A 22,031-nucleotide genomic window follows, 5' to 3' on the forward strand; every position below is an offset into this window, starting at 1 on the left:
CTCTGGTCGTACTCCAGATCTATGGGCGCCTCAGGCTCTCCGGTCCCTCTACCGTAGGGCGCGGCACCAGATGGTGATAGCCCGCAGGGTCACTCCTCTGCGGTAGGTCAGTGCACGCTTGTCGTACTGGGTTGCCAGTGCCTTCCTCTGCTTGGACACGTCGAAAGACCGATCCACCACGTTGTGCCATTGGTGTGCGTCGATGATGTAGTAGTCGACTGGGGCCCTCCGGCAGTTCACCGACGGGTCCGGTTCCCGATGCACCATCCCCACCCGAAACGGACTTAGTGGCTCGGCGCCCGCTCATGCCAAGGACCGGAGTGCTGCAGCTAATGCACAGCCTATTTTCGTCATACGATTTGTTCATGGTCAGTGGCGAGCAGATCCAGAAGTGGGCAGACGAGGCCAAAGCCGGTTATGACGTCAAGGACTTGAAGCGCCGCGGGCGCGGTCGCCCCGGTCGCGCGGCTGAACCAAGGCAGGTCGTTGCCGTACGCCTCACCGCTGAGGAGATTGCGGCGCTGGATGAAGGGGCCGAGCGGGAGCACCTGTCACGCTCGGAGGCGATCCGCCGCGCTCTGACCGACTTCGTAGGGTGAAGGCCCACTCCAACGCGCTCAATGCCCGAGGAAGTGGTCCGGGCAGCGGATCGGTGCCAGTGGATCGAACCCTCGAGGAGAATGACGACTCTGACCGACGAGAACCCGAAGGCCACCGTGATTCCGACGTCAACGTCGGCTGGGCCATCCAGCCAGTTGGTGAGGTCGCGCCCCACTGTGAGCTACTGTGCTCTGAGGTCGGCAGGTGGGTGACCGGCCCGGATAGGAGAAGGGTGTCCCCATGACCGACTACCGGTGGACGCGACTGAGCGTCGCGGACGTGACGTCATGGGCGGTGCTCGTCAACCATCTCGCCGACGTCGACGGCACCGAGGAGTACCTGGCTGCCGAGGATCTGCGCGAGGAGCTGGAGTCCACGTCGCTCAATCCCGCTGAGGACTCCTGGGCGGTGTGGGATGGCGAGCAGCTCGTCGCCTTCGGTCTGGCCCACTGCAGCTCCACCCTCAGCCATGAGGGTCTGGTCCGTACCTTCGTCGAGGGAGGGGTGCACGCCGACCACCGCGGCCGGGGGTTGGGTACCGAACTGATGGACCGGCTCGAGGCGCGGGCCCGGGATCGTGCCTCGACCATGCATCCCCAGCAGCCTGGCTACCTGAGCGCGGGCGGGCAGACCGAGGGATCCTCGGCGCGCGCGCTGCTGATCGAACGCGGATACGCGGTCGCGCGGCACTTCAACGCCCTCACCCGTGACCTGACGGGGGCGCCGGAGCCGCCGACCGTGGAAGGTGTGGCCCTACGCAGCCCCGTGCCGGCGGACGAAACGCCCGTGCGCTCCTCACACAACCTCGCCTTCCGCGATCATTGGGGATCCGCCCCGACCTCTGAGGAGACCTGGCACGAACGGTGGACCTCCCGCTCCAACCGCGACGACGTCTCCACCATCGCCGTCGATGAACGGTCCGGGGAGGTGCTCGCGTACGTGCTCTGCGGACAGTGGATCGACCGTGAGCTCTACGTCAATCTCGTCGGCACCGTCCCGACCGCCCGTGGCCGGGGTCTGGCCGCGGCCTGCCTCGCCAGGACCATCGGCCTGGCCCTCGAGACGGGCTCCTACGACCTCGTCGACCTGGACGTGGACTCCTCGAGCCCGACCGGCGCGACCCGGCTCTACGAGCGCCTCGGCTTCCGCCCCAAGCGGACCACCGCCGCCATGCGCCGCGATCTCCCCTCGACCATGGCTTCCCCCTGCCCCGAGTAGTGTGCTGTCATGACCGACTCCGCACGTCAGACCCGCCATCCCAGTGCCATCGACGCGCTGGCCGACCGCTATTTCGCCGACACCCTCGCCCTCCACCCGGAGGAGGCCACCGCGCTGGGCCACCCGGGCCGGGAGACCGAGTACTCGGACTACTCCCCCGCCGGCACGGCCGAGGACGACCAGCTCAACCAGCGGCTGCTCGCGGACCTCGAGAAGCTCGAGCCCGCCGACGAGGTGGACCGCGTCACCATGGCCGCCCTGCGCGAGCGCATCGGACTGGAACGGCGACTGCACGCCACCGGCCGCACCGAGCTGAACAACCTGGCCTCCCCGGCGCAGGAGATCCGCGGCATCCTGGACCTGATGCCCACGGAGACCGAACAGGACTGGGCGCACATCGCCGGCCGCCTGACCAACCTCCCGGACGCCCTGGCCGGCTACGCCGCCTCCCTGCGCGCCTCGCGGGACGAGGGCCACGTCGCGGCCCGCCGCCAGATCGACGTCGTGATCGAGCAGTCCCAGGCACACTCCGAGCCCGGCGGATTCTTCCCGGAACTCCTCGAGCGCGCGGAGGCAGCCGGCGTCGTGCCCCCGACGTTGATGACGCAGCTCCAGGCCGCCGCGCGCGGCGCGGGCGAGGCCTACCGGGCCCTCGCGTCCTTCCTGCGCGAGGACCTGCGGGACATCGCCCCGGAGCGCGACGCCGTGGGCAAGGACCTGTACTCGCTCTACTCGCAGGAGTTCCTGGGCGCCACGGTGGACCTCGAGGAGACCTACGCCTGGGGCCAGGAGGAGCTCGCCCGGATCATCGCCGCGCAGCGCGAGGACGCGGAGCGGATCAAGCCCGGCGCGAGCATCGAGCAGGCCCGCGAGGTGCTCAACACGGACCCCGCCCGCCGGCTGCAGGGCACCGACGCCCTGCGCGAGTGGATGCAGCAGGTCACCGACGAGGCCCTGGAGTCCATGACGCGCTACTTCGAGATCCCGGCGCCCATGGACCGGGTCCAGTGCATGATCGCCCCCACGCAGGAGGGCGGGGTGTACTACACCGGGCCCTCGGAGGACTTCTCCCGGCCCGGGCGCATGTGGTGGTCCGTGCCGCCGGGCGAGGACTCCTTCACCACCTGGGAGCAGAAGACCACCGTCTACCACGAGGGAGTGCCGGGCCATCACCTGCAGATCGGCACCGCCATGCTGGCGCAGGACGAGCTGAACAGCTGGCGCCGAAACGCCCTGTGGACCTCCGGCCACGGCGAGGGCTGGGCGCTGTACGCCGAGCAGCTGATGGAGGAGTTCGGCTACCTGACCGATCCGGGCGACCACCTGGGCATGCTGGACGCCCAGCGGATGCGCGCGGCCCGCGTGGTGTTCGACATCGGCGTGCACTGCGGCTTCGAGGCCCCGGAGTCCGAGGGCGGCGGGGTGTGGACCCCGGAGCAGGGCTTCACGTTCCTGAACAAGCACCTCAACGACACCCCGGGCCAGGTGCGCTTCGAGTTCATCCGCTACCTCGGCTGGCCCGGTCAGGCGCCGTCCTACAAGGTCGGTCAGCGCATCTGGGAGCAGATCCGCACCGAGCACGCCTCGCGCGCCGCGGCCGCCGGGCGCGAGTTCGACCTCAAGGCCTTCCACACCCGCGCCCTGCGTCTGGGCTCGATGGGTCTGGACACCCTGCGGTCGGCGCTCGCGTGAGCGCCGCACCGCGCCTCGTGCTGGCCTCGGCCTCCCCGGCGAGGGCGCGGATCCTCCAGGCGGCCGGCATCCCGTTCACGGTGCTCGTCTCCGATGTGGATGAGGACGCCATCGCCGCCGCCAATCCCCTGGCCGGGCCCGCCGAGACGGCGGAGCTGCTCGCCCGGGCGAAGGCCGAGGACGTGGCCGTCCACGCGGACGCCGCCGGGGCCCTGGTGGTGGGGTGTGACTCGGTGTTCGAGCTGGACGGCGTGGCCTACGGCAAGCCGTGGGAGCCCGAGGTGGCCCTCGAGCGGTGGCGGATGCAGTCCGGGCGGACGGGCCGGCTCCACACCGGTCACTGGGTGGTGGACACCCGCGGCGGTCCGGCGATCTCCCGGCCCGCCGTCGGCGCCCTGGCCAGCGCCTCGGTGACCTTCGCGGAGGTGGACGAGGCCGACGTCGCCGCCTATGTGGCCACCGGGGAGCCGCTGCAGTGCGCCGGGGCCTTCACGATCGACGGCCGCGGGGCGGCCTTCGTCACCGCGGTAGACGGGGACCCCAACGCTGTGATCGGGCTTTCCGTGTCCACGCTGAGAGAGCTGCTCGCGGACCTGGAGGTCTCCCTGACCTCGCTGTGGGAGACCTGAAGCCGGGCGGACGGCGCGCCCGGACCACCCCGCGCTGATACCGTGGACACCATGTCAGCAGCTTCCGCGGCCTCCTGTGCCGCAGTGACCAGGGTGCCCCGCTAGCGGCGGGGCCTCCTGACAGACTCTCTTCGAGACGCCCAGCCGCTTCGTCGTCAGACCCGGGCGGCCTCTTCTGTGCTGCCCGGGAACCTCTCGTCTGCAACGGAGTCCCTGGTGTTCCCAACCCTTCATTCCCTTCGTCCCTCGCGCGGCGGCGATCCGTCCCCGGCGCGCGCCTGGCTGGTGCTCTGCGCCATGTCGATGCTGCAGTTCTTCATCGCGGTCGACGTGACCGTGGTCAACATCGCGCTGCCCTCGATCGGCGCCGAGTTCGGTGCCGACGCCCATTCCCTGACCTGGGTGGTGGTGGGCTACACCATCACCGGCGGCGGCCTGCTGATGCTGGGCGGCCGCCTGGGCGACCTGCTCGGACGGCGCCGCACGCTGCTGGCTGGCACCGCCGTCTTCGGCGCCGCGTCCCTGCTGGCCGGCCTGGCCCCGTCCTTCACGGTGCTGGTCCTCGCGCGCCTGCTGCAGGGTGCCGGCGAGGCGATCGCCCTGCCCGCGGCGATGGCCACCATCGTGCTGATGTTCCCCGAGGGGCCCCGACGGTCACGGGCACTGAGCGTGTGGGCCGCGGTCGCCAGCTGCGGGCTCGTGCTCGGATTCGTGCTGTCCGGGATCATCACCGCCCACCTGGGGTGGCGGTGGATCTTCTTGATCTCGGTGCCCTTCATCCTGATCGTGCTGCTGACCGGCGTCCTCCTGGTGGAGCGTGACCGGCCGGTGCGCCGCCGCTCCGCCCCGCTGGATGTCCCCGGCGCCCTGCTGCTGACCGCCTGTCCCCTGTTGTTCACCCTCGGGGTGGTCGAGGCGGGCGAGCCGTCCACGCCGGCGTGGATCGCGCCGGCGGCCCTGGCCGGGGCCGTGCTGGCGGGTCTGGGCTTCGTGCGGGTGGAATCGCGCTCACGCCACCCGCTGCTGCCGTTGGAATTCTTCGCGCACCGCGCCCGGGTGGGGGCGAACCTGACCACCATGCTGCTCAGTGGCGCACTGTCCACCTCCTTCCTGCTGTTCACGTTCTATCTGCAGGACCGGTTGGGTATCGGGCCGCTGGGCGCCGGGGTGACGATGCTGCCGCTGGCGGTCGCCCTGATCGCCTGCTCCATGCTCGTCCCCCGGTTGCTGGGCCGGTGGGGTGCCCGGACGTGCGTGCTGGCGGGGCTGGCATTCACCGCGGCCGCCATGGGCGTGATCGCGCTGGTGGCCGCCCTGGGCGCCGGCGCCGTGGCGATGGTCCCGGCGATGCTGCTGATCGCAGCTGGCATGGGCTTCGGTCTGGTGGGCCTGCAGTACATCGCGGTCAGCGGCGTGACGGACGACGACGCCGGGACGGCCTCGGGCGTGCAGCGCGCGGCCGACCAGCTCGGCGGCTCCACCGGGGTGGCCGTCTGCGTGGGCATCGGCTTCGCACCCACCCTGCACACCGGTGACCCGTTCCTGGTCGCGACCGTCCTGGCCGGCGTCGGGCTCCTGGTGGGGGTCCTGGTGGCCTGGCGCCTGCCCGCACCGGCCGCCGCCCTACTGCGGGACGGGTGAGGGAGCCGACTGGGGCGAGGGCAGGCGGCGGCAGGCGGCGGCAGGCGACGGCAAGCGGCAGATATTGTGGACTTCCTACAACCCCAGACCCGCGGCGCGGGGAAAAGGCCCCGGATCCTGTAGGAAACCCACGGTCCCGTCTAGGCTCGGCGAGTGGGATCGTCCCCGGCCGCCTCGCGGTCAGGCGTCTCCCCACCGCAGACCGACTGCACCGAAGCTTGTGAAGGAGCCCCAGCCTGATGTCCCTGCCGACGCCGAACGCCGCGACCGCACCCCGACCGTTCTCTCGGGTACTCGTGGCCAACCGCGGGGAGATTGCCGTCCGCGTCATCCGCGCGGCCCATGACGAGGGGCTCAGCGCCGTGGCCGTCTACGCCGAGCCGGACCGCGAGTCGCTGCACGTGCGCATGGCCGATGACGCCATCGCCCTGGGCGGGGCCTCCGCCGCGGACTCCTACCTCATGGTGGACAAGATCCTGGCGGCCGCGCAGACCTCCGGGGCGGACGCCGTGCATCCCGGTTACGGCTTCCTGTCCGAGAATGCCGACTTCGCCCGCGCCGTCCAGGCCGCCGGACTGGTCTGGATCGGCCCGCCGCCCGCGGCGATCGAGCAGCTCGGGGACAAGGTCTCCGCCCGGCACCTGGCCCAGCAGGTGGGCGCACCCCTGGTCCCGGGGACCGCCGATCCGGTGGCCTCCGCGGACGAGGTCCTGGCCTTCGCGGACACTCACGGCCTGCCCCTGGCCATCAAGGCCGCGCACGGCGGCGGCGGCCGCGGCATCAAGGTGGTCCGGACCCGCGAGGAGATCCCGGAGCTGTACGAGTCCGCGGTGCGTGAGGCCACGGCGGCCTTCGGCCGGGGCGAGTGCTTCGTGGAGCGCTTCCTGGACGCCCCGCGGCACGTGGAGACCCAGTGCCTGGCGGATGCGTCCGGGACCGTGGTGGTGGTCTCCACCCGGGACTGCTCCCTGCAACGGCGCAACCAGAAGCTCGTGGAGGAGGCCCCGGCCCCCTTCCTCACGGCCGAGCAGCAGCAGCGGCTCTATGAGTCCTCCAAGGCCATCCTGCGCCAGGCCGGCTATGTGGGCGCCGGGACGTGTGAGTTCCTGGTGGGCGCGGACGGCACGATCTCCTTCCTGGAGGTCAACACCCGCCTGCAGGTGGAGCACCCCGTCTCCGAGGAGGTCACAGGCCTGGACCTGGTCCGCGAGCAGTTCCGGATCGCCCGGGGCGAGGAACTGGGCTACGAGGACCCGGAGGTCCGCGGCCACAGCTTCGAGTTCCGCATCAACGGCGAGGACCCCGGGAAGAACTTCATGCCCTCCCCCGGCACCCTGACCCGCTTCCGCCTGCCCTCGGGCCCGGGCGTCCGGGTGGACGTGGGTGTGGAGGAGGGCGAGACCATCACCGGCGCCTTTGACTCCATGGTCGCCAAGCTGATCGTCACCGGCGCCACGCGTCAGCAGGCCCTGGAACGTTCCCGGCGCGCCCTGGCCGAGATGCAGGTGGCCGGCATGCCCACCGTGCTGCCGTTCCACCGGGTGGTGGTGGCCGATCCGGCCTTCGCGCCGGCGGACGGCAGTCCGTTCACGGTGCACACCCGCTGGATCGAGACCGGGTTCGAGAACACGATCGCCCCGTTCACGGGCACGCCTGACTCGGCGGGAGCCGCGGAGGACGAGCTCGGCGACCGCCGCTCCGTGACCGTGGAGGTCAACGGCAAGCGCGTGGAGGTGACCCTGCCCGCCATCCTGGGCGCCATCTCCACCGTGGCCACTGGGGCCAAGTCCGGCGGCCGCAGGCGCAAGTCGCGCGGCTCGGCCGGTTCCCGCGGGGCCACCGCCACCGGGGCGAGCGGGGAGACCCTCACCTCGCCGATGCAGGGCACCATCGTCAAGGTCGCCGTGGAGGTCGGGGACGCCGTGGCCGAGGGGGATCTGATCGTGGTGCTGGAGGCCATGAAGATGGAGCAGCCGCTGACCGCCCACCGCTCCGGGACCGTGACCGAGCTGCTGGCGGAGACCGGAGCCACCGTGACGGCGGGTGCCGCGGTCGCGGTCATCGCCGACTGACCACCTTCTCGGGGCAGAGCCCACCTCTCCCCCGCGCCGCACCACCGCACCACCGCACCGGAGGAGAACCCGTGCCGAGACTCATCCGCCGCCTGCCCCGGCCCTCCGAGCTGCTTCCCCTGATGCGCCTCCGTCCGCCCACGCTTGACCGGCGCGCGGCGCGACTGGCCTCGGCCGCCGACCTCTGGGACCTACGCCGGATCGCCCAGCGGCGGACCCCCCGGGCGGCGTTCGACTACGTGGACGGCGCCGCGGGATCGGAACTGACGGTCCGCCGCACGCGGGAGGCCTTCGAAGCCACCGAGCTGCTGCCGAGGATCCTCCACTCCACGCCGGCGGCAGACCTGTCCACCACGATCGCCGGCGGCCCGTCGGCGCTGCCGTTCGGGATCGCACCCACCGGGTTCACGCGCTTCATGCAGGCGGAGGGCGAGGACGGCGGTGCCTCGGCGGCCGCGGCAGCCGGGATCCCGTTCAGCCTCTCCACCATGGGCACCCGCTCCCTCGAGGAGGTCGCCGGGGTCTCCGGGGCGGGGCGCCGCTGGTTCCAGCTGTACCTGTGGAAGGACCGGGACCGGTCCCTGGACCTGCTGCGCCGGGCCGAGGCCGCCGGCTTCGACACCCTGCTCGTCACGGTGGACACCCCCGTGGCGGGACAGCGGCTGCGGGATGTGCGCAACGGCATGACCATCCCGCCGCAGCTGAGCCTGCGCACCGTGCTGGACGCCTCGTACCGCCCCGAGTGGTGGTTCAACTTCCTGACCACGGACCCGTTGACCTTCGCCTCCCTGAGCGACACGGCCGCCGACCTGCCGACCATCATCAACGGCATGTTCGACCCCAGCCTGTCCATCGCGGATCTCGAGTGGATCCGCTCCGTCTGGCCCGGACGGCTCTTCGTCAAGGGCGTCCTCACCGCCGAGGACACCCGCCGCGCCCTGGACGCAGGGGCGGACGGCCTCGTGGTGTCCAACCACGGTGGCCGCCAGCTGGACCGCGCCCCCGTCTCCCTCCGCGCCCTCGGCGAGGTGCGCGCGGAGGCCGGGGCCGGCGTCGAGGTCATCCTGGACTCCGGCATCATGTCCGGGGCGGACATCGTCTCCGCACTGGCCCTCGGGGCGGATTTCGTGCTGATCGGCCGCGCCTACCTGTACGGACTCATGGCCGGCGGCGAGCAGGGCGTGGCCCGTGCCATCGAGCTGCTGGCGCGGGAAGTCGAGTCGGCGATGATGCTGATGGGCTGCGCCACGGTCGCCGATCTCAAGGCCTCCGGCCAGGTCAGGGCGTCGTGGCTGGACGAGGCGAGGTCGGAGCGAAGGACCGGCCGAGACCCGCGCGACGCAACGCGCGGCGCCCGGATCTCACCCTGAGCCTCGACCCACTGTCGAGACCCGTCCACTATATGGACATCATTCTTGCCTAGTGGACGTCACCACTACGCTGGATGGGCCGCCGAACCCGTCAGCGGCAACAGTCACCATGATCCTTGCCGAGGAGCACCCATGTCCACAGACCTGTCTTCCGGGGGCCCGTTGCCGGGCCCACAGGCCGACGCCACCGGGAAGGACGACGGCACCGCCGAGCTGGGTGTCCCCCGCTCCCGCGTGGTGCTCGCCTCCCTGATGGGAACCACGATCGAGTTCTACGACTTCTACGTCTACGCCACCGCGGCGGTCTCGGTCTTCCCGCTGATCTTCTTCGCGGCCGGTGACGAGGGCGCCGCCCTGCTGGCCTCGATGGCCACCTTCGGCGCGGCCTTCGTGGCCCGCCCGATCGGCTCGATCGTCTTCGGCCACTTCGGGGACCGGATCGGCCGCAAGGCCACCCTGATCGGCTCCCTGCTGACGATGGGCATCGCCACGTTCATCATCGGCCTGCTGCCGACCTACTTCCAGATCGGCCTGTGGGCTCCCGCCCTGCTGACGATCATGCGCTTCTGCCAGGGCCTGGGCCTGGGCGGCGAGTGGTCCGGCGCGGCCCTGCTGGCCACCGAGACCGCCAAGGAGGGCAAGCGCGCCTGGGCGGCCATGTGGCCCCAGCTCGGCGCCCCCATCGGCTTCCTGCTGGCCAACGGCCTGTTCCTCATCCTGACCGTGGCCTTCAACCACGACTCCACCAACCCGGAGATGGACGGGCCCTTCCTCACCTGGGTCTGGCGCCTGCCCTTCCTGCTGTCCATCGTCATGGTGGCCGTGGGCCTCTACGTCCGCCTGAAGCTGCAGGAGACCCCCGTCTTCCAGCGCGCCGTGGACAACGACGAGCGCGTCAAGGCTCCCCTGGGCGAGGTCTTCCGCAAGAACTGGCGCGAGCTCATCCTGGGGACCTTCATCATGCTGGCCACCTATGTGCTCTTCTACCTGATGACCACGTGGATCCTCTCCTACTCCATCAGCTCCTCCGAGGCCAGCGGCCTGGGCGTGCCCTACGCCGACTTCCTGGTGCTGCAGCTGATCGGCATCCTGTTCTTCGCCGCCTTCGTGCCCGTCTCCGGCCTGTTGGCGGACCGGTTCGGCCGCAAGCCCACCCTGATCGTCATCTCGGCCCTGCTGGTGCTCTTCGGCCTGACCTTCGGCTGGTGGCTCTCCGCCGACTCGATCGGCCAGGGCGAGGGACTGAACACCGCGCAGATGATGCTGTTCCTGATCGTCGGCATGACCCTGATGGGCCTGACCTTCGGCCCCATGTCCGCCGTGCTGCCGGAGCTGTTCCCCACCAACACGCGCTACACCGGCTCGGGCATCGCCTACAACGTGTCCTCGATCCTCGGCGCGGCCCTGACCCCCTTCGTGGCGCAGTGGCTGGTGCTGAACTTCTCGGTGGCCCACGTGGGCTACTACCTGTCCTTCGCCTCCGTGCTCACCCTGATCTCCCTGATCATCGCGCCGGAGACGAAGACCAAGTCCCTGGACACGGTGCGCGGCCTGGACGCCTGAGCCCGCACACCCCACGCCCGACGCCGGCCCGGCACCTCCCGCAAGGAATCCTGCGGAAGGTGCCGGGCCGGCGTCGTTCCCCTGCGTTGTGAGGGCGATCCCACCGGTGGGATCGCCCTCAAAACGAGGGGGGCCAGGGGGCAGGGTCTACAGGTACACGTGGAGGCGGCGGGCCGCCTCGGAGATCGAGCCGGAGATCGAGGGGTACACCGTGTAGGTGCTGGCCAGGTCGTCCACGTGCAGCTTGTGGCTGACGGCCAGGGCGATCGGGTAGATCAGCTCGGAGGCGCGCGGGGCCACCACCACGCCGCCGATCACGGTGCCGGAGCCCTTGCGGGCGAAGATCTTCACGAAGCCGTGCGTGACGTTCTGCATCTTGGCCCGGGCGTTGGTGGCCAGGTCCAGCTTGAGGATGTCCGCCTGGTACTTGCCGGAGGCCACCTGGGCCTCCGTCACGCCCACCGTGGCGATCTCGGGCGAGGTGAAGATGTTGGAGGACACGAGGTGCGGCTGGAACGGCTTGACCGCGTCCCCCATCAGGTGGGCCACGGCGACGCGCCCCTGCATGGCGGCCACGGAGGCCAGGGCGAAGACGCCGGTGCAGTCGCCCGCGGCGTAGATGCCCGGCGCGGAGGTGCGGGAGACCCCGTCCACCGCGATGTGGCCGGAGTCGGTCAGCTTCACCCCGGCCGCCTCCAGGCCCAGGTCGGCGGTGTTCGGGATGCCGCCGACGGCCAGCAGGCAGTGGCTGCCCTCGAGGACCCGGCCCCCGGAGAGCTGGACGCGCACGCCGTTCTCCGTCCGTTCCACGGACTCGGCGCGGGTCTTGGACACCAGGTTCACGCCGTCCTCGGCGAAGGCGTCCTCCAGCACCGCGGCGGCGTCCGGGTCCCCACCCGGCAGCACCCGGTCCCGCGAGGACACGAGGGAGACCTTGGCGCCGAGCTGGTTGTAGGCGGAGGCGAACTCCGCACCCGTCACCCCGGAGCCCACCACGATCAGGTGTTCGGGGACCTCGGTCAGCGAGTAGACCTGCGTCCAGTTGAAGATCCGCTCCCCGTCCGGCATGGCGGTGGGCAGCTCGCGGGGGCTGGCACCGGTGGCGAGGAGGATGTTCTCGGACTCGATGGTCTCGGTGCCGTCCTCGGTGACGGCCTCCACGGTGGTGGGCCCGGCCAGCCGGCCGTGGCCGATGACCACGCGGACCCCCGCCCGCTCCAGGGCGCGGCGGATGTCCCGGGACTGCTCCGAGGCCAGGTCCAGCAGCCTGCGGTTGACCACCGGCATGTCCGCGACGGCGGCGCGGTCCCCCAGGTCCACGCCCAGCCCGGCGGCCCGCCCGGCCCGCCGCATGGAGTCGGCGGTGGCGATGAGGGTCTTGGACGGGACCACGTCCGTCAGCACGGCGGAACCGCCCATGCCCTTGGACTCGACGATGGTCACCTGGGCTCCGAGCTTCGCGGCCACCATGGCCGCCTCATAGCCGCCGGGGCCGCCGCCGATGATGGTGAGGGAGGGACGGGGACGCGAGTGCAGGGGGGTGGAAGTCACGCCACCCATTCTGGCACGGGGCCCCTGCGGGCCGGAGGCGCCGCGGCCACCGTGCGCCAGCGTTCCCGACCCCTCTAAGCTGAGGGACGTGACTGACACGACTGACTCCTCCGCCACCCCGTCCCCGCAGGACCCGCCCCTGACCGGCGGCCATCCCGGCTTCGCCGAGGCCCGTCAGGCCGCCGCGGCGCTGGCCGAGGCCACGGGCGTGGCCCGGCACCGCATCGCCGTGGTGCTGGGCTCCGGCTGGGGCGGAGCCGCCGAGCTGATCGGCGAGACCACCCACACGGTGTCCACCGCCGAGCTGCCCGGCTTCGCCGCCCCATCGGTTCCCGGACACAACCCGACGGTGCGCTCGGTGCGGCTGAAGGACACGGCCGACGGCGGCCCCGGCGGCCAGGCGCTCGTCTTCGGCTCGCGGACGCACTACTACGAGCACCGCGACGCCGGCGCCGTGGCCCACACCGTGCGCACGGCGGCCGCCGCGGGGGCCGAGATCGTGGTGCTGACCAACGGCTGTGGCTCCCTGGTGCCCGAGTGGGGGCCGGGCACCCCGGTCCTGGTGGCCGACCACCTCAACCTCACCGGCGCCACCCCGCTGGTCGGTGCCGAGTTCGTGGACCTGACGGACCTTTACTCCCCGCGCATCCGGGCGATCGCCCGCGAGGTGGACGCGTCCCTGCCCGAGGGCGTCTACGTGCAGTTCCCCGGCCCCCAGTACGAGACCCCGGCCGAGGTCCGCTACGCCAAGGCCATCGGCGGGGACCTGGTGGGCATGTCCACCGCCCTGGACGCGATCGCCGCCCGGCACGCCGGCCTCGAGGTCTTCGGCATGTCCCTGGTGACCAACGCCGCCGCCGGATTCAGCGGCCAGCCGCTCAGCCATGACGAGGTGGTCCAGGCCGGTCGCGATGCCGGCCCCCGCATCTCCGCCCTGTTGGCCGGCATCATCGACCGCCTCTGACCGCGCCGCACCCGAAGGACTCACCGCACATGAACGACTCCCCCGCCCCGCAGCCCGCCCCCGGCCCCGCCCTCGACCCCGCGCTGGTGGCCGCCGCCGTGGAATGGGCCCGCCAGGATCCCGACGACGGCCACCGCGCGGTCCTTCAGGCCGAGATCGCCGCGGCGCAGGCCGGGGACGGCGCGGCCGCCGCGTCGCTGGCCTCCCGCTTCGCCGGCCCCCTGGCCTTCGGCACGGCCGGACTGCGCGCCGAGGAGGGCCCCGGCCCGGCGCGGATGAACCGCGCCGTGGTGCGCCGCACCGCGGCCGGGCTGGCCGCCTACCTGCTCGGACGCCTGGACAGCGCGAGCCGCCGCCCGCGTGTCGTGGTGGGATATGACGCCCGCCGCGGCTCGGCGAGCTTCGCCCAGGACTCGGCGGCCGTCTTCACGGCCGCCCGGCTGGAGACGATCCTGCTGCCCTCCGCGCTGCCCACCCCGGTGCTGGCGTTCGCGGTGCGGCACACGGACGCCGACGCCGGCGTCATGGTCACGGCCAGCCACAACCCGCCCACGGACAACGGCTACAAGGTGTACCTGGGCGGCCGGATGACGGACGAGGCCGGCCGCGGGGCTCAGATCACCACGCCGAGCGACCGCGAGATCGCCGAGTGCATCGACCACGCGGCGCCCCTGGACTCGATCCCGCTCGCGGAGGGCGGCTGGACCGTGGCGGAGCGGGGCATCGCGGCGGCCTACCGGCTGGCGGCCTGCCGGGTGTTGAACCCCGAGAAGACCGCCCACCGGCGGCTGGACGTGGTCTACACGCCGCTGCACGGGGTCGGCGGCACGGTGTTGCCGGACCTCTTCGAGGACGCCGGCTTCGACCGGCCGTACGTGGTCCCGGAGCAGGGCGAGCCGGACCCCGCCTTCCCCACCGTCGCGTTCCCCAACCCGGAGGAGCCCGGCGCCATGGACCTCGCCCTCGCGGCGGCCCGCGCCCGGGGCGCGGACCTGGTGATCGCCAACGATCCCGACGCCGACCGGCTGGCCCTGGCGGTCCCGGTGCCCTCCGCAGGGGGCGCCGAGGGCGGCTGGCGCATGCTCACCGGGGACGAGGTCGGCGTGCTGCTGGGGCGCCAGATGCTGGGCCGGTTGCGGCCGGCGGGGTCCGTGATGGCGAACTCCGTGGTGTCCTCCCGCCTGCTCTCCCGGGTGGCGGCCGAGGCGGATGTGCCGCATGAGACCACGCTGACCGGGTTCAAGTGGATCGCCCGGGTGCCGGGGCTGGGCTTCGGCTACGAGGAGGCCCTGGGCTACTGCACCGCACCGGAGACGGTGCGGGACAAGGACGGGATGACGGCGGCCCTGGTGGCGGCCGAGCTGGCCGCGGAGCTGGCCGACCAGGGCCGGACCCTGCTGGACGCCCTCGACGAGGTCGCCCTGCGGTTCGGGGTGACGGTGACGGGCCAGCTCTCCGTGCGCGTGGCGGACCTGTCCCTGCTGGAGTCGATGATGACCCGGCTGCGCCGGGAACCGCCGCAGACCCTGGCGGGACAGGGCGTGGTCGAGACCGTGGATCTGACGGGCGGCTACCGGGACCTGCCGGGCACCGATGCGCTGATGTACACCACCGCCGACGACTCCCGGGTGATCGTGCGGCCCTCCGGGACCGAGCCGAAGCTCAAGTGCTACCTGGAGGTGGTCCGTCCGGTGTCCGCCGCCGCCGAGCTGCCGGCGGTCCGGGCCGAGGCGGCCGCCGCGCTGGCCGCGCTCTCCGGGTCCATCGGCGCGGCCCTGGGTCAGCAGTCGGCCCAGTAGGCTGGAGCCATGGACACCGCCGAGCTCGCGAAGTACATCGACCACACCCTGCTCAAGCCGCAGGCCTCCCGCCAGGACATCCTCGCCGTGTGCGCCGAGGCCGCCGAGGCGCAGGTGAAGAGCGTCTGCGTCAACCCGGTGTGGGTGCCCACCGTGTCCGAGGCCCTGGCCGGCTCCGGCGTGCTGACGTGCACCGTCATCGGCTTCCCCCTCGGCGCCACCACCACGGCGGCGAAGGTCGGTGAGACGCGGGACGCCGTGGCGCACGGCGCCCACGAGGTGGACATGGTCATCAACATCGCCGCCGCCCTGGCCGGGGACCACGATGGGCTGGTACAGGACATCCGCGCCGTGGCGCAGGCGGCCCATGAGGGCGGGGCGACCCTCAAGGTCATCATCGAGACCTGCCTGCTGGACGAGACCGCCAAGGAGCTGGCGTGCAGCGCCGCCGTGGCCGCCGGCGCCGACTTCGTGAAGACCTCCACCGGCTTCTCCACCGGCGGCGCCACCGTTGAGGACGTGGCCCTGATGCGCCGCGTGGTCGGCCCCGAGGTGGGGGTCAAGGCCTCCGGCGGGATCCGCAGCCGCGAGGACGCCCTCGCCATGATCGAGGCCGGCGCCACGAGGATCGGGGCCAGCTCCGCCCTTGCTATCCTGAAGACCAGCTAGTTACCCGCACCACCAGCACCACGGGCAGCCGCCGCCGCACCGGCCGGTGCCACCGCACAAGGAGACACAGTGATTGTTAACGGCAAGCCGACGAACCACTCGGGCCAGGGACGCTTCTGGGGCAACCTGCTGATGACCGCGGTGTGCTTCGCGCTCTTCGTGGGATGCCTGTACGCCATGGGCTGGTGGGACCTGGACGCCGTCTGGATCCCGGGTGGCATCGCCATGGTCCTGGCCGTGCTGACCTACCTCATCCCCCAGGAGCTGCTCGGCCGCAGCGACTCGGTGGACCACGAGGTCATCCACGCTGAGGCCACCGACGTCCGCCGCGCGGGCCACTGATCCCGGAGGGGCCCATCCCCCACGTCAACACCCCCGCGGCACCGCCGCCCAGAACACGTCCACGCCGGAACACCGGCGTGGACGTTCTGCGTATCGTCTCCATCGTGGCCGTGGTGGCCGGCCACTCCTGGGGCCCCCGGCTGCTGGGCGGCGAGTACCTGGAGATCTGGCGGATGCCGCTGTTCTTCTTCCTCACCGGCTACTTCTGGACCCGGGGCCGGTCGGTGGGCCACGAGTTCCAGGCGCGCTGGCGGACCCTGGCGGTGCCCTACCTGATCTGGGCCGTCATCATGAGCGTGGCCGCCTGGGCCTGGACCCGGGACACCCCCGGGGAGTTCTGGCCGCTGATGGCCAACGGCTGGTACGGCGGTTCGGACCAGACCCCGCCCTGGTGGGCGTTCTGGTTCATCTCCGTCCTGTTCTTCGTGACCGTCCTGCGGCGGATCCTCGAGCGCTTCCCGGTGGGCGTGGCCTGGGGCGTGGCCGTGCTCGGCCTGGTCCTGTCCATGCTGCCGGACAGCCTGCTCGGCCGCACCCCGCTGGGCATCGGCCTGGCCCTGCCGTGCCTGTTCTTCGTGCTGGCCGGCGAGCTGTTCAAGTACTCGATCCAACCCCGCATCCGGCGGAACCGGGCCCTGATCGGAGCCGTCTGCGTGGCCGTGGGACTGCTGGCGGTGGCGCTCGGCGTGGAGCCGCTGAACATCAAGTTCTCCGGCTTCGGCGACTTCCTGCTCACCCCGGTGGTCGGGGCGCTGACCGCCGCCGGGTTCGTGCTGATCTTCGGCACCGTGGTGGACCGGCTGGTGCGGGGCGCCGCCCGCCCGGTCAACGCCCTGGTGCGGACCGGCACCGTGGTGGTGCTGTTCCACGGCTGGCTGCTGCAGACCCTGGTGGACCTCGGGATCCTGGCGGACGGCGCCAAGTTCCTCCTCACCGTGCTCATCAGCTGGGCCGTGGGCCTGGCCCTGAACGCCACGCCGCTGTCCCCCTGGTTGTCCGGGGTGCCGGCACCCCAGTGGTGGGTCCGCTGGCGTGGCCGCCATCAGGCCCGCCGGGACGAGCGCCCCGCCTCGTCCTGACCGTCAGGCGGGCGGGTCCGGCAGGAAGATCGCCCTGAGCACCTGGGCGGCCCAGTCCAGCAGCGGCAGGTCCACCAGGTCCTTGCCGCCCACCGGCGCCGTCTTGGGCCGCGGGATCATGGCGGCCTTCAGCGCCGGCTTCACGGAGGCCCCCTTGTACATCCGCTTGAGGCGCATCTCCCGGGACTCGGGCAACTCCGCGGGGCCGAACTTCACGTTCGGGCCCATCAGCATCACCTCGGTCACCCCGGCGGCGCGGGCCGCGTTGCGGAAGCGGGCCACGGCTACGAGGTTCTCGGCCGGCTCCGGCAGCTCGCCGTAGCGGTCCTTGAGCTCCTCCACCACGGCGTCCACGGAGGCGTCGTCATTGGCCTGGGCCAGGTTCCGGTAAGCCTCCAGGCGCAGCCGCTCCCCCGGCACGTAGTCGTGCGGCAGGTGGGCGTTCACGGGCAGCTCCACCTTGACTTCGGCCGGGGCCGCGTCCTGATCGCCCTTGAAGTCCGCCACGGCCTCGCCGACCATGCGCAGGTACAGGTCGAAGCCCACTCCGGCGATGTGCCCGGACTGCTCGCCGCCGAGCAGGTTGCCGGCGCCGCGGATCTCCAGGTCCTTCATGGCCAGCTGCATCCCCGAGCCGAGCTCGTTGTGCGCGGCCACGGCCTTGAGTCGTTCCAGGGCGGTCTCGTTCAACGACTTCTCCGGGTCGTACAGGAAGTAGGCGTACGCCCGGTCCCGGCCTCGGCCCACGCGCCCGCGCAACTGGTGCAGCTGGCTCAGCCCGTAGGCGTCGGCGCGGTCGATGATCAGGGTGTTCGCGTTGGCGATGTCCAGGCCGGTCTCGATGATGGTGGTGGAGACCAGCACATCGAACTTCCGCTCCCAGAAGTCCACCATGACCTGCTCGAGCCGGGCCTCGCCCATCTTGCCGTGGGCCACCACCACGCGGGCCTCCGGCACGAGCTCGCGGATCTCGGCCGCCACCTTGTCGATCGAGGAGACCCGGTTGTGCACGAAGAACACCTGGCCCTCACGCATCAGCTCGCGGCGCACCGCGGCGATGACCTGCTGGTTGGTCTTGGGGCCCACGTAGGTCAGCACCGGGTGGCGCTCCTCCGGCGCGGTGGCCAGGGTGGAGGTCTCCCGGATGCCGGTCAGGGACATCTCCAGGGTGCGCGGGATCGGGGTGGCGGACATCGAGAGCACGTCCACGTTGGTGCGCATGGTCTTCAGCGCCTCCTTGTGCTCCACGCCGAAGCGCTGCTCCTCGTCCACGATCACGAGCCCGAGGTCCTTGAACTGGATCTCCTTGGACAGCAGCCGGTGCGTGCCGATCACCACGTCCACGGAGCCGTCCGCCATCCCGTCCAGCGTGTCCTTGGACTCCTTGGGCTTCTGGAACCGGGAGAGCGGCTTGACCCGGACGGGGAAGCCCGCGAACCGTTCGGTGAAGGTCTCGGTGTGCTGGCGGGCCAGCAGCGTGGTGGGGACCAGCACGGCCACCTGCTTGCCGTCCTGCACGGCCTTGAACGCCGCCCGCACGGCCACCTCGGTCTTGCCGAAGCCGACGTCCCCGGAGATCAGCCGGTCCATGGGCACGGCCGCCTCCATGTCCTGCTTCACCTCGTTGATGGTGGTCAGCTGGTCCGGGGTCTCGATGAACGGGAAGGACTCCTCCAGCTCGCGCTGCCACGGGGTGTCCGGGGGGAAGGTGTGCCCGCGGGAGGCCATCCGCGCCGAGTAGAGGCGGATCAGCTCGCCGGCGATCTGTTTCGTCGCCTTCTTCGCCTTGGACTTGGTGGAGGCCCAGTCCGAGCCGCCCATCTTGGACAGGCTCGGCGCCTCCCCGCCCACGTAGCGGGAGATCTGGTCCAGCTGGTCCGTGGGCACGAAGAGCCGGTCCCCCGGGGCGCCGCGCTTGGACGGGGCATACTCCAGCACCAGGTATTCGCGGTAGGAGTCCGTGGCCGGGCCGCCAGTGCCGCCCGCGACGGAGCCGGCGGCGACCTTGCGGCGCTGCAGCTCCACGAACCGCGCGATGCCGTGCTGGGTGTGGACCACGTGGTCCCCCTCGGTCAGGGCCAGCGGGTCCACGGCGTTGCGCCGCTTGCGGGCGAGCGTCTTGGTGGCGCCGCGCGCCCCGGAGGCCCGGTTGCGGCCGAAGAGGTCCTGCTCGGTCAGCAGCGCCACCTTCGCGGCGGGCACGGTGAAACCGGAACCGGCGACGGCGGTCGTGATGGTCACCTGCCCGGGCTGCGGTTCGGCGCCCACGGCGTCCACCACGACGGCGGGCAGTCCGGCCTCGCCGAACAGCTCGGCCAGCCGCCGGGCCGGCCCGGCGCCGTCGGTGGCGACGACGGCCTGCCAGCCGTCACGGCACCGGCTGACCACGTGGGCGGTCATGGCGTCCACGTCCCCGGCGAAGCCCTGGGGCTCGGCCAGCGCCGTGCGCAGGGCGCTGGCCTCCGGCAGCAGTTCGACGTCCGTGCCGAGGCTGGTCAGCTGCCACCAGCCCTGGAATCGGCGCTGGGCCGCGGTGCGGGTCTCGGCGAGGGTGGCGAAGCCGCCGGCATCCGACTGTCCGGACGCGTCCGTGCCCAGGGCCGTGGAGACGTCCACGGGGGCGGCCCCACCCATGGAGGCGGTGGCCCAGGCGGCCTGCAGGAACTCCTCGTTGGTGTTCAGCAGGTCGTCTGCGCGGTGGCGGATCTTCTCCGGCTCCACCAGCACGGTCAACGAGCCCGCGGGCAGCAGGTCCACGAGCGGGACCATGCCGTCGGCCAGGATGGGGGCGAGGGACTCCATGCCCTCCACGGCGATGCCCTCGCCGATCCGCTCCAGCATGTCCACGGCGCCGGGCAACGTGGGCATCAGCTCCTTGGCGCGGCGGCGCACGGAGTCGGTGAGCAGCAGTTCGCGGCACGGCGGGGCGTACAGGGTGCCCGGGTGGCCGGAGCCGTCCTGCGAGGTGTCCTCCAGGGACCGCTGGTCCGCCACGGAGAAGTAGCGCATCTGCTCCACCTCGTCCCCGAAGAACTCGATGCGCAGCGGGTGGGACTCGGTGGGCGGGAAGACGTCCAGCAGCCCGCCGCGCACGGCGTACTCGCCCCGGCGGGAGACCATGTCCACGCGCGAGTAGGCGGCCTCGGACAGGGACTGGACCACGGCGTCGAAGTCATGGTCCTCCCCCACGGAGATCCGCACCGGCTCCAGGTCCCCGAGCCCGGCGACCAACGGCTGCAGCACGGAGCGGACCGGCGCGGTCACCACCGCCAGCGGCGGCAGCCCGTCCTCACCCGGGTGGGTGAGCCGGCGCAGGACCGCCAGCCGGGTGCCGACCGTGTCCGAGCGGGGCGAGAGGCGCTCGTGCGGCAGGGTCTCCCAGGACGGGAAGTGGGCCACGGTCCCGGGGTCCATCCAGGCGGCCAGGTCGGCGGCGAGGTCCTCGGACTCCCGGGAGGTCGCGGTGACGACCAGCAGGGTGGCCGGGCGGGAGAGACCAGCGTCTTCACCGGCGCCGGCGAGCAGAGCCACCAGGGGTGCCCGGCCGCCGTCGGGCAGGGAGATCTCCAGGTCCTCTGTGCGGTCCGCACCGGTGCGGGCGACCGAGGTGGTGGCGGCCGCGACGGCCTGGTCCTGGAGCAGGGCGCCGAACATTCCGGCCAGCGGGTGGGGACTCGTCATTCACCCCAGCATAGTTGCCCGTTATAGGCTCTTCGCGTGGTGTCCGCCGCGGGCGGAGGCCACACCCGACCGGTCGAACCACAGACGCAGCTTTGAAGGAGAACCCCACCATGGCGTTCAAGGAATCCACCACCGTCGCCCACCCGCCGGCCGACGTGTTCGCGGCCCTCGTGGACGAGGCCTTCAACCGCAAGGTCACCGAGGGACTCGGCGGCACGCTGGTCGCGTTCGAGCGCCAGGGCGAGCTGACCGGGCCCGTGTCCGTCACCATGGTGCGCTCCGTGCCCGTGAACCGGCTGCCGGAGGCGGTGCAGAAGTTCGCCGGCAAGTTCCTCGGGGACAAGCTGAGCCTGGAGCAGCACGAGACCTGGTCCGCCCCGGGCGAGGACGGCTCCCGCACCGGACAGCTGGTGGTCACCGTGGCCGCCGCCAAGACCAACGCGACCGCCGAGCAGCTGCTGCTGCCCACGGACGACGGCGCCGAGGTGCGCGTCACCGGTGCCGTGGAATGCAGGATCCCCTTGGTGGGCTCCAAGATCGCCCAGGCCGCCGAGCCGAGGGTCGGCAAGGTGCTGGGTCGTCAGGCCCGCGAGGTTGCGGCCTGGTTGGGAAAGTAGAGCCGTCTGCCCCCGGACCGGCGGACTGATCGACCGAACCGGGGGGCCGACTGATCCGATCTGGTGAGGGACATCCCTCGTGCAATATCCTGGGGCACGGCCCCGGGCATCGCGACGGCGTCGTCCCCCGTCGTTGAAAACGACCAGCCCCGCCTCAGGAGCCCCCGCCCACCGCATCGCAAGACTTCTCGGAGTCTCGCGCGCCGGGTCGCTCGCGGCGGGTCGGCACAACACCACAAAGCTGCGGGCGCCCCTCTTCTGTTCCCGCTGGCTCGGACCCTCCGAGATGTACTCGTTGCCCACCTGCACCGGCGTCTCCACCTGCATCTGCAGCTCTTCCTGACGCCTGCCCACGTCCTCTTCGGGCCATTCACCGCGCAAATTTCACCAGGAATGCCTGGTCGGTTGAGCTCCACGACGGCCCACTTGGGCGACGACCGTAGCCCAAGTGGGCAATCGCATACTCAGCGCGCCCTCCGAATCTCGTTTGAGTAGTCCTGCAGACAAGCGCGTGTCTTCAGGAAGCGATACGGGTGGTGACCAC

The 22,031-nt window shown here is 71.7% G+C and carries 16 protein-coding genes; 14 read left to right on the forward strand and 2 right to left on the reverse strand.

Annotated features, from left to right (window positions below; genetic code table 11):
* Positions 1-365: 365 nt before the first annotated feature.
* The 8 genes from AB0K08_RS04975 to AB0K08_RS05010 all read left to right on the forward strand — a co-directional run bounded on the left by AB0K08_RS04975 (position 366) and on the right by AB0K08_RS05010 (position 10,785).
* On the forward strand, positions 366-599 hold the full coding sequence (locus AB0K08_RS04975) for a ribbon-helix-helix domain-containing protein (RefSeq protein ID WP_363352277.1): 234 nt from the start codon (positions 366-368) through the stop codon (positions 597-599).
* Between the two features lie 241 nt (positions 600-840).
* The gene (locus AB0K08_RS04980) at positions 841-1,818 is read left to right on the forward strand and encodes a GNAT family N-acetyltransferase (protein ID WP_363352279.1); all 978 of its coding nucleotides are present in this window, start codon (positions 841-843) and stop codon (positions 1,816-1,818) included.
* Positions 1,819-1,827: 9 nt separating this feature from the next.
* Positions 1,828-3,510, forward strand: a complete 1,683-nt coding sequence (locus AB0K08_RS04985) for a DUF885 domain-containing protein (RefSeq protein WP_363352281.1) — start codon at positions 1,828-1,830, stop codon at positions 3,508-3,510.
* A complete protein-coding gene (locus AB0K08_RS04990; protein WP_363352283.1) occupies positions 3,507-4,139 on the forward strand; it encodes a nucleoside triphosphate pyrophosphatase in 633 nt (210 codons plus the stop codon). Before AB0K08_RS04985 ends, AB0K08_RS04990 begins: the two co-directional genes overlap by 4 nt.
* 216 nt (positions 4,140-4,355) lie before the next feature.
* Positions 4,356-5,780: an MFS transporter gene (locus tag AB0K08_RS04995; RefSeq protein WP_363352285.1), complete on the forward strand. Its 1,425-nt coding sequence runs from the start codon at positions 4,356-4,358 to the stop codon at positions 5,778-5,780.
* A gap of 239 nt (positions 5,781-6,019) precedes the next feature.
* A complete protein-coding gene (locus AB0K08_RS05000; protein ID WP_363352287.1) occupies positions 6,020-7,852 on the forward strand; it encodes a biotin carboxylase N-terminal domain-containing protein in 1,833 nt (610 codons plus the stop codon).
* 122 nt (positions 7,853-7,974) lie between these two features.
* Positions 7,975-9,222, forward strand: coding sequence for an alpha-hydroxy acid oxidase (locus tag AB0K08_RS05005; RefSeq protein ID WP_363352573.1), 1,248 nt, complete (start codon positions 7,975-7,977; stop codon positions 9,220-9,222).
* Positions 9,223-9,354: 132 nt separating this feature from the next.
* Positions 9,355-10,785, forward strand: coding sequence for an MFS transporter (locus AB0K08_RS05010; RefSeq protein WP_363352289.1), 1,431 nt, complete (start codon positions 9,355-9,357; stop codon positions 10,783-10,785).
* Between the two features lie 147 nt (positions 10,786-10,932).
* Here the strand turns inward: AB0K08_RS05010 and AB0K08_RS05015 are convergent, their stop codons facing one another.
* Positions 10,933-12,345 carry an NAD(P)H-quinone dehydrogenase gene (locus tag AB0K08_RS05015; RefSeq protein WP_363352291.1) on the reverse strand — a complete coding sequence of 471 codons (1,413 nt, stop codon included), beginning with the start codon at positions 12,343-12,345 and terminating at the stop codon, positions 10,933-10,935.
* A 130-nt stretch (positions 12,346-12,475) separates the two neighbouring features.
* Between AB0K08_RS05015 and AB0K08_RS05020 the strand changes: the two genes are divergently transcribed.
* The 5 genes from AB0K08_RS05020 (at position 12,476) to AB0K08_RS05040 (ending at position 17,189) form a co-directional block, all read left to right on the forward strand.
* Positions 12,476-13,300 carry a purine-nucleoside phosphorylase gene (locus AB0K08_RS05020; RefSeq protein WP_363352574.1) on the forward strand — a complete coding sequence of 275 codons (825 nt, stop codon included), beginning with the start codon at positions 12,476-12,478 and terminating at the stop codon, positions 13,298-13,300.
* A 29-nt stretch (positions 13,301-13,329) separates the two neighbouring features.
* Positions 13,330-15,099: a phospho-sugar mutase gene (locus AB0K08_RS05025; RefSeq protein WP_363352293.1), complete on the forward strand. Its 1,770-nt coding sequence runs from the start codon at positions 13,330-13,332 to the stop codon at positions 15,097-15,099.
* 9 nt (positions 15,100-15,108) lie between these two features.
* Entirely contained in the window at positions 15,109-15,768 is a 660-nt protein-coding gene (gene deoC, locus AB0K08_RS05030) for a deoxyribose-phosphate aldolase (RefSeq protein ID WP_363352295.1), read from the forward strand.
* A 69-nt stretch (positions 15,769-15,837) separates the two neighbouring features.
* Complete coding sequence (locus tag AB0K08_RS05035) at positions 15,838-16,110, forward strand: hypothetical protein (RefSeq protein ID WP_363352297.1); 273 nt, start codon at positions 15,838-15,840, stop codon at positions 16,108-16,110.
* 77 nt (positions 16,111-16,187) lie between these two features.
* Complete coding sequence (locus AB0K08_RS05040; RefSeq protein WP_363352299.1) at positions 16,188-17,189, forward strand: acyltransferase; 1,002 nt, start codon at positions 16,188-16,190, stop codon at positions 17,187-17,189.
* A 3-nt stretch (positions 17,190-17,192) separates the two neighbouring features.
* Here the strand turns inward: AB0K08_RS05040 and mfd are convergent, their stop codons facing one another.
* Entirely contained in the window at positions 17,193-20,870 is a 3,678-nt protein-coding gene (gene mfd / locus AB0K08_RS05045; protein ID WP_363352301.1) for a transcription-repair coupling factor, read from the reverse strand.
* Between the two features lie 110 nt (positions 20,871-20,980).
* On the opposite strand from mfd, the gene AB0K08_RS05050 reads away from it, so the two are divergent.
* Positions 20,981-21,487: a DUF2505 domain-containing protein gene (locus AB0K08_RS05050; RefSeq protein WP_363352303.1), complete on the forward strand. Its 507-nt coding sequence runs from the start codon at positions 20,981-20,983 to the stop codon at positions 21,485-21,487.
* Positions 21,488-22,031: the final 544 nt, after the last annotated feature.

The organism is Citricoccus sp. NPDC055426, assembly GCF_040677445.1.
GTDB lineage: Bacteria > Actinomycetota > Actinomycetes > Actinomycetales > Micrococcaceae > Citricoccus.

What these genes read in the sequence shown, in the direction of transcription:
- AB0K08_RS05025 (WP_363352293.1), top strand. Translation starts at nt 13,330, where the DNA reads ATGAACGACTCCCCCGCCCCGCAGCCCGCCCCCGGCCCCGCCCTCGAC.
- AB0K08_RS04985 (WP_363352281.1), top strand. Translation starts at nt 1,828, where the DNA reads ATGACCGACTCCGCACGTCAGACCCGCCATCCCAGTGCCATCGACGCG.
- mfd (WP_363352301.1), bottom strand. Translation starts at nt 20,870, where the DNA reads ATGACGAGTCCCCACCCGCTGGCCGGAATGTTCGGCGCCCTGCTCCAG.
- deoC (WP_363352295.1), top strand. Translation starts at nt 15,109, where the DNA reads ATGGACACCGCCGAGCTCGCGAAGTACATCGACCACACCCTGCTCAAG.
- AB0K08_RS04980 (WP_363352279.1), top strand. Translation starts at nt 841, where the DNA reads ATGACCGACTACCGGTGGACGCGACTGAGCGTCGCGGACGTGACGTCA.
- AB0K08_RS05000 (WP_363352287.1), top strand. Translation starts at nt 6,020, where the DNA reads ATGTCCCTGCCGACGCCGAACGCCGCGACCGCACCCCGACCGTTCTCT.
- AB0K08_RS05005 (WP_363352573.1), top strand. Translation starts at nt 7,975, where the DNA reads ATGCGCCTCCGTCCGCCCACGCTTGACCGGCGCGCGGCGCGACTGGCC.
- AB0K08_RS05050 (WP_363352303.1), top strand. Translation starts at nt 20,981, where the DNA reads ATGGCGTTCAAGGAATCCACCACCGTCGCCCACCCGCCGGCCGACGTG.
- AB0K08_RS05015 (WP_363352291.1), bottom strand. Translation starts at nt 12,345, where the DNA reads ATGGGTGGCGTGACTTCCACCCCCCTGCACTCGCGTCCCCGTCCCTCC.
- AB0K08_RS05010 (WP_363352289.1), top strand. Translation starts at nt 9,355, where the DNA reads ATGTCCACAGACCTGTCTTCCGGGGGCCCGTTGCCGGGCCCACAGGCC.
- AB0K08_RS04975 (WP_363352277.1), top strand. Translation starts at nt 366, where the DNA reads ATGGTCAGTGGCGAGCAGATCCAGAAGTGGGCAGACGAGGCCAAAGCC.